Raw genomic sequence first — 14,838 nt, forward strand, 5'->3', positions numbered from 1 at the left:
TATGCTCAACGCACTTCATCGTTCGCGAAGTGAGTTTTCCTTAGCTCGTAAAATAGGTTTTAACCAATAACTCAATACTGTTTTTTCTCCGGTCAATATATCAACCGCGACTTGCATCCCTGGGATAATGCTAAAAGCAGAATTTTGTTGTTGGTCCTCGTTTAACTGAATATGGGCGCGGTAATAGGCGTTGCCGTCTTCCGTTTGTAAGGCGTCGGCACTGACATAAATCACCTCGCCTTTAAGTCCGCCATAAATGACAAAATCATAGGCCGTGAATTTGACTGTTGCACCCAGTCCCGTGTGAACAAACGCGATATCTTGCGGAGAGATTCTCGCTTCAACAATCAGGTCACTGTTTGATGGGATGATCTCAATGATCGGTTCTCCTGGACGCACAACACCACCAATGGTACGCACAAAGACCTCTTTTACTGTGCCGTCAACTGGCGCTAAGATTTGTGTTCGCTTCAGTTGGTCGGCGATCGCCTGTTGGCTTTCATTCAATTGCGCTATTTTGCTGGCAACTTCGTTCAGTTGGCCTTGTACTTTGGCACGAAAATCTAACGCGATGCTGCGGTGGTCGGCGATCGATTCTGAGTAAGCCGCTATCTGTTTCTGAGCCGCCACTTTCGAGCTGGCAATATCACCTTTCAGCTTGACCACATCACGGTTCAGTTTCAGCAGCTCGACTTCTGCTACAGCACCACTCGCCACTACGTCTTTCAACATGTTGCGTTCTCGAATCACGATATCTAGGCTGCTCTCTAAAGTCTGAATATTATTGAGCGTATCGACACGTGCTTGATCTTGCTGCTCGATGCGAAGTGCCGCCTCTTCCAGCTCAGACTTCAACTGTCCTAAACGCTCTCGATAGTTCGCCTTAGCATTCATTAACGCGGGATGGCTTGATACATCGACAACAATATCTTGCGGTACTAAAACCACTCTTTCAAACCACTCTTTTGCATCATTATTTAAAACGACCGTCGCCAGTTCCGCTTTCAATCTTAATTGTTGGGCCAGTAAGGTATCGGCTTGTTGAGCCGACTCTAAAAACGCAGCTTTAAAACGTGTATCTTCGAGCTTAGCCAGAGGCTGTCCTTTCACCACTGATTGGCCTTGTCGCACCATGATTTCTTGGACAAGACCGCCCTCTAAACTCTGAATGGTTTGTACAGAAAGGCTAGGAACGACTTTGCCCTCGCCGATAACCACTTCTTCCAATGTTGCCCACGTCGCCCAACCAATAATCGAGACAATGAGTAGAGCACTTAGCCAAATCAGCTTACGAGAACGGAATGCCAAGTGGTTGTTGGTCCATTGAATATCATTACTCATGACGGCCTCCCTTCACCACTGAAACCGTCTTAAATCGACTCGCCCCTTTGGGTACACTTTTCTTCTGTAGAGAGAGGATATCTTTTGGCTCCCCCTCAGCTACGATTTGACCTTTGTCCAGTACAATCACTCGGTCACACATCATCAAGAATGAAGATTTGTGCGAGCTGATCAGCATTGAAGTTTCTCTTGGCATACTTTGAAGTGCATTGAAGAACTGTATCTCAGCTTGATTATCTAGCGCACTAGTAGGTTCATCCATAATCAATAATTTAGGACAGCGATACAGTGCTCTCGCTATCGCCACAGCTTGTCGTTGGCCTCCTGAAAGCAATCGCCCCCCCTCGCCGACTGGCGTTTCTAAGCCGTTGCTCAAGCGCCCCATGTAACCGTTGAGCCCTGACTGTTGCAGCGCTTGTCTTAGCTTTTCTTCATCAACGTTGGTCGCACCCAAAGTGACGTTGTCGTAAACACTACCAAAGATAAGATTAGTGGTTTGTCCAACCCATCCCATACCGCTACGCAAGACACTGGTAGGCCATAATTGCCCGTCAATCTCTTGGTAAAAAGCTTGCCCTGTTGTTGGTAAATACTGACGAGCCACAATCGATAAAAGTGTGGTTTTTCCAGCACCCGCCGCACCGACAAGACCAACTCGCTCGCCCGGCTTAATATCAAGAGAAATCTCTTTCAACGCAGGGCTTTGAGTATCAGGATAGGTAAACGTGACCTCATCTAATCTGACTCCACCAGCAAAATCACCCTTGTCGATCACTTGGTGCTTAGATTCTTCTTGCGGTAAGTCCATGATCTGGTTGAGACCTTCAACGGCAGAGCGTGTTTGTTGGAATCTCAGCATTAAAAGAGAAAGTTGGTTTACTGAGCTCGCAGCACGTCCACTCAACATCACCACCGCTATCAAGCCACCCATACTCAATAAGCCTTCAGAGATCTGATACACGCCGAATATGATCAGAGTGATGGTGACGATCTGCTGACTCGACTGAATAGAATGAGTCACAATATTAGAGTAGTGACGAGATTGAGTCTGCCATTGAGAGAGCGATGAAATCGTCTGTTCCCAACGTTTCTGAGTGATTCCTTCTGCGTTGTTTTGCTTGATGTCCGGAAGGGTTGTTAAGCAGTCAAACAGCTGTGCTTGTCTTTGTGTCGATAAACGTGCGGTTTCATCGAATGTTTTCTCTACTTTGCCTTTCATCGCAATGCTCAGCACGATCAAGACCAACATGATGGCGACGGGGATGAACATCATCGCACCACCGAGCCAGCCGATAAGGAATAGGAATAACAAGGTGAATGGCAGGTCGACTAAAGTAACCAAAGAAATAGAAGTGAAGAAATCTTTAACGCTATCGAAATCTTGAAGCTGTCTGGCAAATGCGCCTACTGATTGAGGTCGATTTTCCAATTTCATACCAAGGACTTTAGAGAACAGTTGAGAAGACAACTTGTTATCAATATAGCGTCCAGCCATGTCAGTCACAGAGCTTCGTGAGCTTCTCAATACCCAATCAAAAATAACAACAATACCAACACCTGCCGCCAGAACCCAAAGCGTGTTAAACGCTTGGTTCGGAACCACGCGGTCATACACGTTCATAGTAAAAAGAGGCACGACTAGCGCGAGCAAGTTGATCAAGAATGAAGCGATAAACAGATCTCTGTACCAGGGTTTTACTTCTTTGACGACACGCCACAACCAACGGGTGTTGGACTTATTTTCGCTGCGTTCATGGGATTGAACGCGAGCATCATCGAGAGCTTGAGCACCCACTTGCCAAACATACGATTCGACTTGAGTAACCAATTCTTTTAATGAAGTTTGTTGGTTTGAGTTGGTTTCGCAATCCAATACTTGAAAGTCGCCACCGGAACCTTGAGTGACGACAAGGGGGCTCCCTGTCGCGGAATTAACAGCAACAACGGGGAACTGACATTGAGTCAGTAATTCTTTTTTTACGTGGCTCAGAGTTAAGCCCGATTTCTCAATCGCTCTTGGGAAAAGGGACTCATTGAGCCTTCCTTCGACTAAAGGTAGGCCAGACACTATTTTGGAAGGATGGCTTCGAACATTAAAATGCTCACATAACCACTCAACACAACCTAGCCAGCTGTCTTTTTGTTCTACCAATCTAAACTTCCTTTTATAGACCGTACATCTAACTTACAGCGTTAAGTTGTTGTCATCTATCATTTTTTGTAAAATTTGTGCTTCTAATGCACTGCTACTATCACCTTGATACAAATCGTCGTACGTGACATCAGCCAGCAAGATGTTTTGTTGAACATCTTCGTCACCATTAGGCTTGATAGAAATGGTTACGCCTTCGCCCGACTCCTCGAGGTCTAAGTAATTACGAGCTTGTGCTCCAGTACTAAGATCCAAGCTACCTAGAATATTCGTCAGGTCAATCGCATCAGTGTCTGGCGACGCATCAAAATCTTGAATTACATCGTAACTTGGTGCCCCAGCACTGCCCAAACCTGATGATTCAAACACAAAATTGTCCGATCCTGTACCGCCAATCAGCAAGTCGTTATCGTCTGTTGCGGTAATCGTAGAGTCTCCTTCAGCAACAAATTCAACCGATACCGTTTGAGGCAACCCTACCGCTTGGTTGTTGCCTATCTCAGCAGAAGGTTCGATGGTGAGTTCAAATGGGTCAACGCCATCATAACCGCCAGTAATTGCTAAATTAGGTACATCTGCTAAATCCACCACATATTGACCATCAACCATAGAGCCGTGTGAGAACGTCAAACCTGCGGGAATATCATAAATAGTAATGAAGCCCACTTCTGAATCGGCAGGATTTACAAGAGAAAGGTCTAAACCAAGAGGAATCGTGCCACTTGCTTCAGCCACAATTGAAGAGTATTCAACGCTTAGTAAAGGCGCATCCGGTTCTGGTGTAATGATAAGCGTCATGTCTTGTGAGCTTGGGTCACCCGTGTCGACCACTAACTCGCCAAGTACGGTATTTTGATCAACCGTTCGGCCGGTAATCGTAATGTCGAGATTACCAAACGCATCGCCCGCAAAGAATTCTAGTTCATCAACAGAACTTGCTTTAACGAGAATCGTCGCCTGCGCAATATCGCCAACACGGATAAACGAGCTGGTTTCTGAGCCAATTCGAATTCGATCTAATCCGACTAACCCTGACGGATCCGAAGTTGCATTAACCGTTACGGTAATAGATAAGAATTCATCGCTGTTGGTTTCAAAACTATTGGCATCAAGTGGGATAGCAATGCCATCATCTTCACTTCCAGTGAGCTGTTCTGGTAAATCGAAGAACTCAACTTTATCACCAATTGGGTTCACACCAACGGTAAAGTCAGATTCGGTATAGCGGATTTCAGTGGTGCCGATTTCTTGAGTGATTGCCTCAAGTACCAGGTTCATGTCACCACTGAAATCTCTTGGCGGCATAATCACTAAGTTAGCCAACTGGCTTGGATCTAATTGCCACTCATAGGTAGGGTTTCCATTGAAGGTACCGCCATCTGCGCCGTTGTTTGGAACCAACTCATATGAGTCCCCAACTTTTATCGCAACGACAGCCCCTTCAGGTACACCTTTTAGTGCCAAAGACATATTTTCAGAGCCATCTTGGTCAATCAGCTCCGCGCTCAGCGATGACAATGAAATGTAGTTATCTTCGTCACCTACTATATCCTCTGTCACCAAGTTTGCCGCATCAGCAACAGGTTCAACGGTGATCGTCACCACGGTCGTTTTATCTTGCGTATCCGTTTCAGTCACGCAATCCGCTTCATCGGTAATATTGGCGGTTACTGTTAAGGTGATTTCGCCACTGTAATGCTCAGGTGGTGTTACCAACACATCACTCAAGCGGCTAGGATCGGTTACGGTCCAAGTACCATTGCCGTTATCAACCAACAAGCCAGTATCAGCAGGGCTCTCCGATAGCATGCCACCATTTGATACCGTAATCGTCAGAGAGTTAACGGTTTCTTTACCAGTAGCGCTATTGCCTTCGCCCGTGATTAACTGACCATCTTCAACGCTATCGCCAAGAACGAGTTCGAGATTAAGGTCTGTCGCGATATCTTCTTGGATTGTTGTCGAATCTGTAGCCACGGTAATGTCATCCACGACTGGTAACACCTGAATGCTAATCGTCTGTTGTGTTGTTACTGTTTCGCCGTTACACGGTGAGGTTTCAATCGTCTCTATCGTGAAATCAATACATCCAGCGAAATCCTCATCCAATCCAGTTAACGTCAGTTTCGAGAGACCATCGGCAGTAATCGAGTAACCGACTACTTCGCCAGATGCGTCATATTCAGCAATAACGCCATCACCAGAAATCTCGACACCCTCAGGAAGAGAATCGGCAGGAATATAGAAAGAGATCGTATTGTCTGGATCACTGGCTACATTGGTATTGAGCAAGCCCGTAAGATCGATATCTTCCCCTTCTGGTGTCTTAATCTCGCCATCCGGTTGAATCGGGCTTGGCGGACCTACAGGGTCACAAGAACCGCCACCGCCGTCATGGCCAGTGATCTGAATTTGGAATGAAGTATCAATATACTTCGAATCTTCACCATCAATGACACGAGCACGCACCACAATATCTAACACAGGTGTGTCACTTGGGCTGGAGATCGTCATACCGCTCAAGATCTCTTGTGCCAACTCTTGAATAGAGTCACTCGTCAGGCCATTGGCGGAGATAATCCAGTTTCCTGAAACATCTTGAGCGGCTCCGTTGGGGTGATCGATAATCAGCGAATAGCCATCAGGCACATCGATCAAGATATAATCTAAGTACTCTGAGCCATCGATATCAGCGTCAACAAAAGTAACCGCATCCGACACGTTGACTGGAGAACCGTCCTCACTGAGGTATAGCTGACCAGAACTTTCCAAACGAGTATCTGACTCGACCCTTGCATCTACAGTGACACTGATTGATCCTGAAATATCCTTTACATCAGTCGCGCCTGTCGGTGAAGTGTCGGTAACTTCATAGGTAATTGGGATCGAAAATGTACCGCTCAAATCTTCAGTAGCGGTGACGGATAGTCTTCCGCTACTTAAAAGCTCGGACAGTGTTGGCGTCGTAGAGTCTAGTAAACTTTCTAAATCTAACCCTGAAACCGATACATCAATAACGCTACCATCAAAATAAAGAGTCAGATCAGCAGGAAGACTGTCAATCACATACCCCGTTAAAGACTCACTCCCATCAACATCTTGATTCACTGATGGCTCTAGATTCAATCCAATTTGACTGTCTTCAATACCTTGAGTGCTGACTGTTTGACCATCTTCTTGATCAACAACGGGCGCTAACTCTACTTTCAACGTCATCGGGAACTCACCCGAATCACCATCAGGCTCTGTTGAAATAGCAATAACAGTTAGCTCTAACTCGCCACTGAAATCAGTAACAGGCTTGAGGTATAGGTCATTCAGTTGAGCGTTAGAGACTTGGAATACCGGCCCTGTCACATCATCAACATACGCGATCGTCAGCGACACTGGCTCACCCAACGAATCCACTAACAAGGTGCCGTCAGGGATATTGGTCAGAAGTATATTGATCTCTTCTGAAACGTCGTCATCAGAAGTTTGAACCACAAAATCAAGTCGAATCAGACCATCTTCATTGAGAACAGATTGGTTGCTGATAACTTTAGTATCACTGTCATATTCCCAGTGTGCATTACCTCCGTCCACGACGTTAGGCTCATCCACCACACCTTTGAGGAAAATATTGATGGTTTTAGTGTCGCTAAGCGCAGTCACATTAACAGGGTCTAACGAGTCAATTGTCGATTCATAAGAAACGGCAGTCACGTTAATAAATAGGTCTTCCGTAAAGGAGCTGATGTCTTCTTTTGGTATTAAATAAGCGGTGCCGTTCTCTATCGCTTCAGCAGAAACGAGATAAGTATTAGGACCAATTAGATCAAATAATCCGCCTTGAATCGCCCAGCCATCTTGTACTTCAATTTGATAACTCAATGATTCAGAACCATCGGTATCAGTCAACGCACCATTGATTACGTTCTTTAAGAAGATGTTTTCATCTTCAAGACCTTTGTAATCTTTAACAGATAAAATGGGAGTGTCCGCATCCGGTGAGATCTCAACGACTACAGTATTAACAATATCGGCAGTTCTATCATCAGGGTTAGCGAAGGTGTTTCCCGCTTCGGTTGCAATCGCAGTGATATCAAACTCGAATCGACCCGCAAGGTTTTCATCGGCTCTAATTTCCATCTTATCGATTTGAGCTTGGGTGTACTCTTTGCCCTCTTTAACCGCGTTACCGTTCAAGGTGATATTCAGCCCATCTGGAATGCCACTAATGGTGTAAGACAATTCTTCAGATGTGTCTTGGTCAACCAACTGAGCGGTGATATCCAATTTAATGGGGTCTGCGTCATCTTCCACTGATTGATAAGTAAATTCAGAATCTGACCAATCCGGCGCATCTGCCACGGGTAAAACAGAAACAGCAACGTCAGCAGTCAACTCTTTGGGAATGGTGTCAGTACTAATGATGGCGTTGATCGCTAGAATAACCGTTGAGGTCGTATTCGATTCATGGAGTGCAGGTCGATAAGTTAACTGACCATTCGGGCCGGTAAACTGACTGTCAATCGCCTTTAACTGATTGCCTGAAAGCGTCACCTTGCCATCAACCACTTGAAGCAATACACCATCTAAATACAAGCTACCGCCTTGCAAAGAAGCTTCAGAGAACTCAATAGCAGTAACGGTTTCGCTTTGGTCCACATCTCCAGTAGAAACGCTCACAACGATAATCGCGTTGTTATCTTCTGTAGTTTCAGAATCTTCATAACGAATAAAGCCTTCGCTATCATCCAATATGAGCTCTGCGTTACTTATTACTTCATCACCATCTGCATCTCGTACCAAATAGTCAATATCATCGATTATTTTAGGGTTAGTAGGATCTGTCGATACGTTTGGATTCGTGGTTAGTTGGTAACTACCATCAGGAGAAAGAGTAAACTGACCATAAGTAGATCCACTATCATAGTCGTTGATAAGATTGATCGTGATAGGAGTACCGACATCATCAAAGGTATACGTGACATTTCGATAGGTGAAGCTAATGATTTCCGCACCATCTGCACCTGCAAACTCTTCCGTTAAGAACTGTCCATTGAGATCATCGCCCTCAACCATTTCAATCGAACCGCTTCGAGAGGTCGGAACCGCATCCGTAACGTTGACTGAATAGATAGCAGGATCAGAGCTGTCACCATCGACATCAGTGACAACCAATTCAAAATTCACAGCTAGGTTGTTTTCACCATCACCCGTTGCATGATCGAGCGGTGCATACAGATTGAACTCTGTAGTACCATCGTTGTTAAAACGAATTCGGAAGATATCGTTACCTGACGAATCTTGAGCGTAATACCAACCATCGGCATTCACTTCTTGCAAAGATATGGCTCGCCCACCACTGCTATAGCCAAGCGCATCAAAAGCAGCGGTATTAATTGACACTGATGCGATATCATCTGAGCCTTGGATAATTGATATCGATGGACTCGGTTCTTCAGTACCAGCTTGTTCATTGTCACCAATGAGGCCGTCTTCATCGACAGATATACTACCTACAGTTGAGAATTCAGGGTCCTTACCGTCGTATATTTTGATGTCGGATTCTTGCGTATCTCGAGAACCATCTGAGTCAATAGTGACGATAGAAGCTGGAATTGTCAGCTCGGTATCTTTTAAACCTAAGCCATGATCAATGGACTGATAGAGCTCAATAACTACATTTACGTTTGTTGAGCCATTCGCTTCAAGGCTAAAATCATCTGGTAACTTGATTTTGAAGACAGCATCGCCATTACTAAGGACTGCATCAAAGGTTCCATTACCGTTATCACGCCAAGTCAGCACTTCACCATTGCTGGTTACTGCTACACCATCGCTATCAAGAACAGCTTGCCCCGTAGTCACATCCAAACCTAAGAAAACCAGCGGGTCATTACCCGCGGTAACAGCCAGAGTCACATTCGCTGTTGAACCTACTCCCGACGGAGTGCTATCAGCAACAGGAATTTCACTCAGTTCAACCGTTCCGGAACCAATCGTTGGTTCACCGCCATCAGTCACTGATACATTCAAGGTTAATTTGGTTTCATCATTGTCATCATCTCTGGCGGTAACAACAAATGGAAGTTCGTCTGTAATGTTATCTTGGTCGAGTCCCTTAAAGAGTTCAAAAGTATAAGTAACATCAGTATCCGCCTCACCTGACGGAGAGGTAAAGCTCAAGGTGAATGCTTTATTGTCAGCACTTTCAGAACCAACATAGCCAGTAAGTTCACTTCCATCCGCAGAGACAACATAAATGATCTGTACACCGCCACTGAATAACTGCGGCTGATCTCCCACATCGAAAAAGACTGACTCCACAAAATCACTCCCGACGTTGAGATTAAAAATACCAGTATCAGAAACACTTCCGTGAATAAGATCAGATTCGTCCACAGCAGCATTGCTAGTTGAAGTTAGTACCGGGTCGACTCCATCTTGGATAATCCAATCGAATTGCCCTTGCTCTAAAGCAGTACCATCTAAATCTTCTCCATCGATGATAAGTGGTAGGGTAATAGAATCGTTGCTGATTAGGTGGTTTATAGGCTGTTCTAACACTAATGTGACGTCTGCTAGAACATCAATACCACTAGCAACCGCACTCAACGTTAGTGTGAATATCGTTTCACCATTTGCTTGTGCGGTAATCGTTTTACCATCATTGGCTAACGTGTAAGTTAGAGGAAGCTCCTCATCCCCAGTCGTTAAGCCCAAGGCGTTTAGCTGCATCAGGGTATTGGCATTAAATACAATCGAGGTGGGATCTGGATTGTCTGAACCTGCGGAAACAGTAAACTGACCGACGACAGTTTGGACTCCATCAGATACGTCACCTTCCGTACTGGTCGTTGTCCCATCTACCACTAATCCCGCATCACCATCGAAAATATCGATAACCGCAGTGCCATTTCCGAAGTCGTTACTGCTATCGCCGGCGACATAGTTGAAACTAATGTTTTGAGCTACGGTGTGATCTAAGTTTCTGTTGGCGACAAACGTCCAGTGACCATTTGCAAAAACGGTTAAAACACCTTCATCAAGAGTAAAAGAAACTGGCGCACTACCGGATATTGTTTGTGTCGTTCCATCAACTTCAACACTTTTTATTGTCAGCTGTGTATCAAGGTCGATATCATTATTCAATACATTTCCTGACGTGACCTCACCTTCTATCACATCATAAGACTCATCGAAAATTAACGGCTCCGAATCTTTGATTACAATGGGTAGATGGCCAATTACTAACTCTGTGGTGTTGTCCGCGTCAGTTTGTAAACCTTCAATAACCAGTGCAGTCTGAATTGAATCTAATCCTGCTTCTTGGTCAATCGCCTTATAGAAGTTGATATTTACGTTGCTGCCAGATATAGCAGCATCGAATACAGTTTCGCCATCGCTTCGTGTTCCAACAAGGCTTTGTTTGTCAGCCGATACCGCTATGGTGATGGATAGGCCTTGAGAGGTTAATGACTCAGCTAGACTTTGATCATCACCAAACGAGAAGTCTGCAAAATCGATGCGAATATCTGATGTTTGTGTTTCATCGCCAAAAATACCGATGACGTTTTCCGAAAACACCACAGACTCAGGAAGAATAATCGTCGGCATGTCATCGATGGCTTCGTTGCCGACGGTATTGAAAACTTTTGCGTCAATCGTCCATTCAGCAGACGAATCTAGGGCAGAAATATCAATATTCTCCACCAGCCAGTTACCCGCAGAATCAACAACACCTTCAAAGACTAGAGTCTGAGCCCCGTCGCTTACTTCAATGTAAACTGGCAGTCCTTCTGCAACATTGGTTGTACCCTGCATGGTTGTAAGTTGGCCACTACGAAACGCCAAAATACTAAAGCCATCTAACGTATCAATATCAATAACAGGCGAAACGGTATCAATAACAATTACCCCTGAACTATTGACTGCGGTCGCTGGGTTACCTGCGATATCAATAGTTTCAGCCTCGATGGTAATACTGCCATCAGCAAAGCTCGTTAAATCGACGCCTTCCACAGACCAAGTACCATTGACTACCGTTGCCGTCAGAACGATAACATTGGTGGTGCTGTCTGAAATACGGATATTGACCGTTTGACCATCCTCAACATTTTGCACGGTACCAAAGAATTTGGCAGATTGGATTTCGAAACTGTTGAGAACACCATCCCCGCCATCATCAACACTTGCTGTAATACTCGCAAGCGTGTCCTTAACGATGGTATCGGTCGCTGTTGTAGGGTTTCCTGCAATATCTACGGTACTAGCAACGACAGTGAGATCACCTTCGGCAAAGCTAGAATAATCTTGAGAAACTAGTGTCCACGTGCCGCCTGAAACGGTGGTTGTGTATTCTTGTGTGAGACCTTGGCTGTCGGTAATAGAAATGCTTATCGTCTGGCCATCTTCGACATTGGCAACAGTACCTACTAAGGCTCCATTCTCGACTTCAAACTTGTTATAAAACTCGTCACCAAAGCCATCAAAATCGACTTCGATTGTGGCTAGGGTGTCTTTGATTGTGGAATCGTTAGCGGTAATGCTATTTCCAAAGTCATCAGCAATGATCGCATCGACCTTAAGGTCACCTTCCGCGAGCGAAGAAAGATCGACGCCGTCGACGACATAAGCTTCGTCATTTGTGATTGCGGAAGTGGTGACTGTGTTGCCATTAACATCGGTGATGGTCAGAACAACAGTACGCCCGTCTCGAACATCCACAGCCGTGCCCGTAATCGTGACACCTGGTACTTCGAACTGGTTTTCGTAACCGTCACCGCCATCTAATATATCGACGGTTAATATTGCGCTAGGTAACAGCGCATCTAGGTTGCCATCGTTTGAATTGGTGTCTTCTTCTTCATATTCTGTGGGACGAGTATCAAAGCCCGCGTCTGCGAATGTTTCGTCTAGTGTGGAGCGAACATAAGCAATAAAAGAAGCGCTAGAGCTGGGCTGATCGTTGACAGAGTTCTGTTGCTGAGGTGCGCTTTCAAGATTGTTAACGAGTTGGGAGACCACCTCTTCCAACTGTTGCTCAACAGCGGCAATTTGCGGCTCAGTGAGAGGCTGAGTTTGGTCCAAATTCTGAGGTTCAATACTCACAACTTGCACACCTTCAACTTTGGGTTGTGATGCGGGCACTTGAAGCCAAGTACCATCTGCAAGCACCTGCCAAACAACGCCACCAACTTCGATATATAAAATAGGATCCATCCTAAACCTCTTCCTTACAAAAACGCTGACATTGAGAACATCAATTGACTCAATAAAAGGGGAGAAAAATCAGCAAACAATCTCTTATTAATACTAGCAAAAAACAAATCTTTAACAGTTAATTAATTATCACTGATACGCTGTAAAGTAAATCGATATGCTGTGACTTGCATTCAGTTATATGTTTTGTCACACAATACACCTTATGAATGTGTCATAATCTTGAAATTCAAGCGTTATTTTCAAGGAATATCATGACTGCTACGAACTATCTCAACGAATTAAATCAAAAGTATCTTGCAACTCATAAAGCCAAAGAAGACTTCTTTTGGGATACTTACATGGGGATAAGTGACGACCATAATGGGTCAACACAAGCGCAAACTCAGTGGACCGAATTTCTTAGCGCGGCTGAACAGATAACCACTATCGAAAAGCACATTTCCGCCATTGACGAAATTCAAGACGCGGAAGAAAAAGAGAGCACATTAACTGGACTAAATGGCTGGTTAGCAACCTTTAAATCTCACGCGATCGAATCTCAACAATCTCAGAAACTGAAAGCCGACCTCATCAAATTCGAAGCAGAGCTGTTTGAGAAAAAACAAAATCACGTAATGACTTACGTCAATGAGGCAGGTGAAGACACAGAAGGCTCGTTGCCCGTTCTGGGCTCTACAGTTAGAAGCAATAGTAATGAAAAGGTCAGACTTTCTGCACACCAAACATTACTCGATTTAGAACAGTGGCTGCTGGCTAACGGCTTCATTGAACTGATCAAAAAACGTAACCAATTTGCTCAGTCACTGGGTTTCAACACCTTTTTTGATTACTCAGTAGTTAAAACTGAACAGATGACAACAGAGCAACTATTTACGATCTTGGACGACTTCGACGCACGTACGCGTGACAGCCATCAACAAAGCCTAGCGAACTTAGCTAAGCAGAAAGGTGAAAGTGCACTGCAAGCTCATAACTTTACCTACTCTTTTGCTGGTGACGTTATGAATGACTTAGACCCGTATGTTCCCTTCTCAAAATCACTGAGACGCTGGATAGAGTCTTTTGGTCGCCTCAACATTGAATACTCTCAAGCGACATTGAAACTCGATTTGCTTGATCGTAAAGGAAAATACCCTAACGGTTTCTGTCATGGTCCTATCCCTTCTTTCTATGACCAAGATGCTTGGGTTGCGGCTCAAGTTAATTTCACGAGCAACGCTAAGCCCGATCAAATAGGCAGTGGCTATGATGGGATTAACACACTATTTCACGAAGGTGGTCACGCGGCGCATTTTTCTAATGTAAAAATGAACGCACCTTGTTTCTCTCAAGAGTTTGCGCCGACTTCGATGGCTTATGCTGAAACACAATCCATGTTCTGCGACAGCTTGTTAAATGACGCTGACTGGCTAAAACAGTACGCTCTAAATGCGGACGGGCAACCTGTGCCAGATGATCTAATTAAAGCCATCATCGACAATAAACAGCCCTTCCGAGCTTACCAAGAACGCAGCATTCTTGTAGTTCCATATTTCGAGCGAGCCCTGTACGAATTAGCTGATGAAGACCTCACGCCTGAAAAAATCACGGCACTTGCTCGTAGCAGTGAAAAGGCAATTCTTGGATTGGCTTGCAGTCCTCGTCCACTGATGGCGATCCCTCACTTATTGTCTGATGAAGCATCTTGCTCATACCAAGGTTATCTATTGGCTCATATGGCGGTGTATCAAACACGAGCTTATTTCACCGACAAGTTTGGTTACTTAACAGATAACCCAGAGATCGGGCCTTTGTTGGCGAAACACTATTGGCATAAAGGCAATAGCGTGAACCATAACGGTACAATCGAAAGCCTGACTGGGGAAGGTTTTAATGCCAAATATCTCGCTGACGAGTGTAACTTATCACCGCAAGAAGCTTGGGCTATTGAAGAGCAAAAGATTAAAAAGCTGTCGACAAGAGAACGAGCGCCAGTCACCGATTTGAATGCAAAGATATCGATCGTGGATGGGGCGACAGAGTTGGCGAATAATGATGAATCAAACAACAAGATGTGTGATGAGTTTGAGCAATTTATCGTTGGGCAATACGGTCGATAGCAATAGTCGATAATAACAATAGTCAACAATAAC

At 44.8% G+C, this 14,838-nt stretch carries 4 protein-coding genes; 1 reads left to right on the forward strand and 3 read right to left on the reverse strand.

The genetic code is table 11. The annotated features are described in order from the left end of the window. Positions 1-15 precede the first annotated feature (15 nt). The 3 genes from OW495_RS09885 to OW495_RS09895 are packed head-to-tail and all read right to left on the reverse strand — an operon-like array spanning position 16 to position 12,703. Positions 16-1,341, reverse strand: coding sequence for an HlyD family type I secretion periplasmic adaptor subunit (locus OW495_RS09885; RefSeq protein ID WP_065104558.1), 1,326 nt, complete (start codon positions 1,339-1,341; stop codon positions 16-18). After that, on the reverse strand, positions 1,334-3,493 hold the full coding sequence (locus OW495_RS09890; RefSeq protein ID WP_289886255.1) for a type I secretion system permease/ATPase: 2,160 nt from the start codon (positions 3,491-3,493) through the stop codon (positions 1,334-1,336). Before OW495_RS09890 ends, OW495_RS09885 begins: the two co-directional genes overlap by 8 nt. A gap of 33 nt (positions 3,494-3,526) precedes the next feature. Further along, entirely contained in the window at positions 3,527-12,703 is a 9,177-nt protein-coding gene (locus tag OW495_RS09895) for a type I secretion C-terminal target domain-containing protein (protein WP_289886256.1), read from the reverse strand. Positions 12,704-12,957: 254 nt separating this feature from the next. Here OW495_RS09895 and OW495_RS09900 point away from each other — a divergent pair, with 254 nt between their 5' ends. Beyond that, complete coding sequence (locus tag OW495_RS09900) at positions 12,958-14,805, forward strand: M3 family metallopeptidase (RefSeq protein ID WP_099165750.1); 1,848 nt, start codon at positions 12,958-12,960, stop codon at positions 14,803-14,805. Positions 14,806-14,838 lie beyond the last annotated feature (33 nt).

The organism is Vibrio sp. 14N.309.X.WAT.E.F5 (assembly GCF_030397615.1).
Lineage (GTDB): Bacteria > Pseudomonadota > Gammaproteobacteria > Enterobacterales > Vibrionaceae > Vibrio > Vibrio lentus.

Bases quoted from the DNA above. Each gene is read 5' to 3' on its own strand.
- OW495_RS09895 (WP_289886256.1), bottom strand. From the start codon at position 12,703: ATGGATCCTATTTTATATATCGAAGTTGGTGGCGTTGTTTGGCAGGTG.
- OW495_RS09885 (WP_065104558.1), bottom strand. From the start codon at position 1,341: ATGAGTAATGATATTCAATGGACCAACAACCACTTGGCATTCCGTTCT.
- OW495_RS09900 (WP_099165750.1), top strand. From the start codon at position 12,958: ATGACTGCTACGAACTATCTCAACGAATTAAATCAAAAGTATCTTGCA.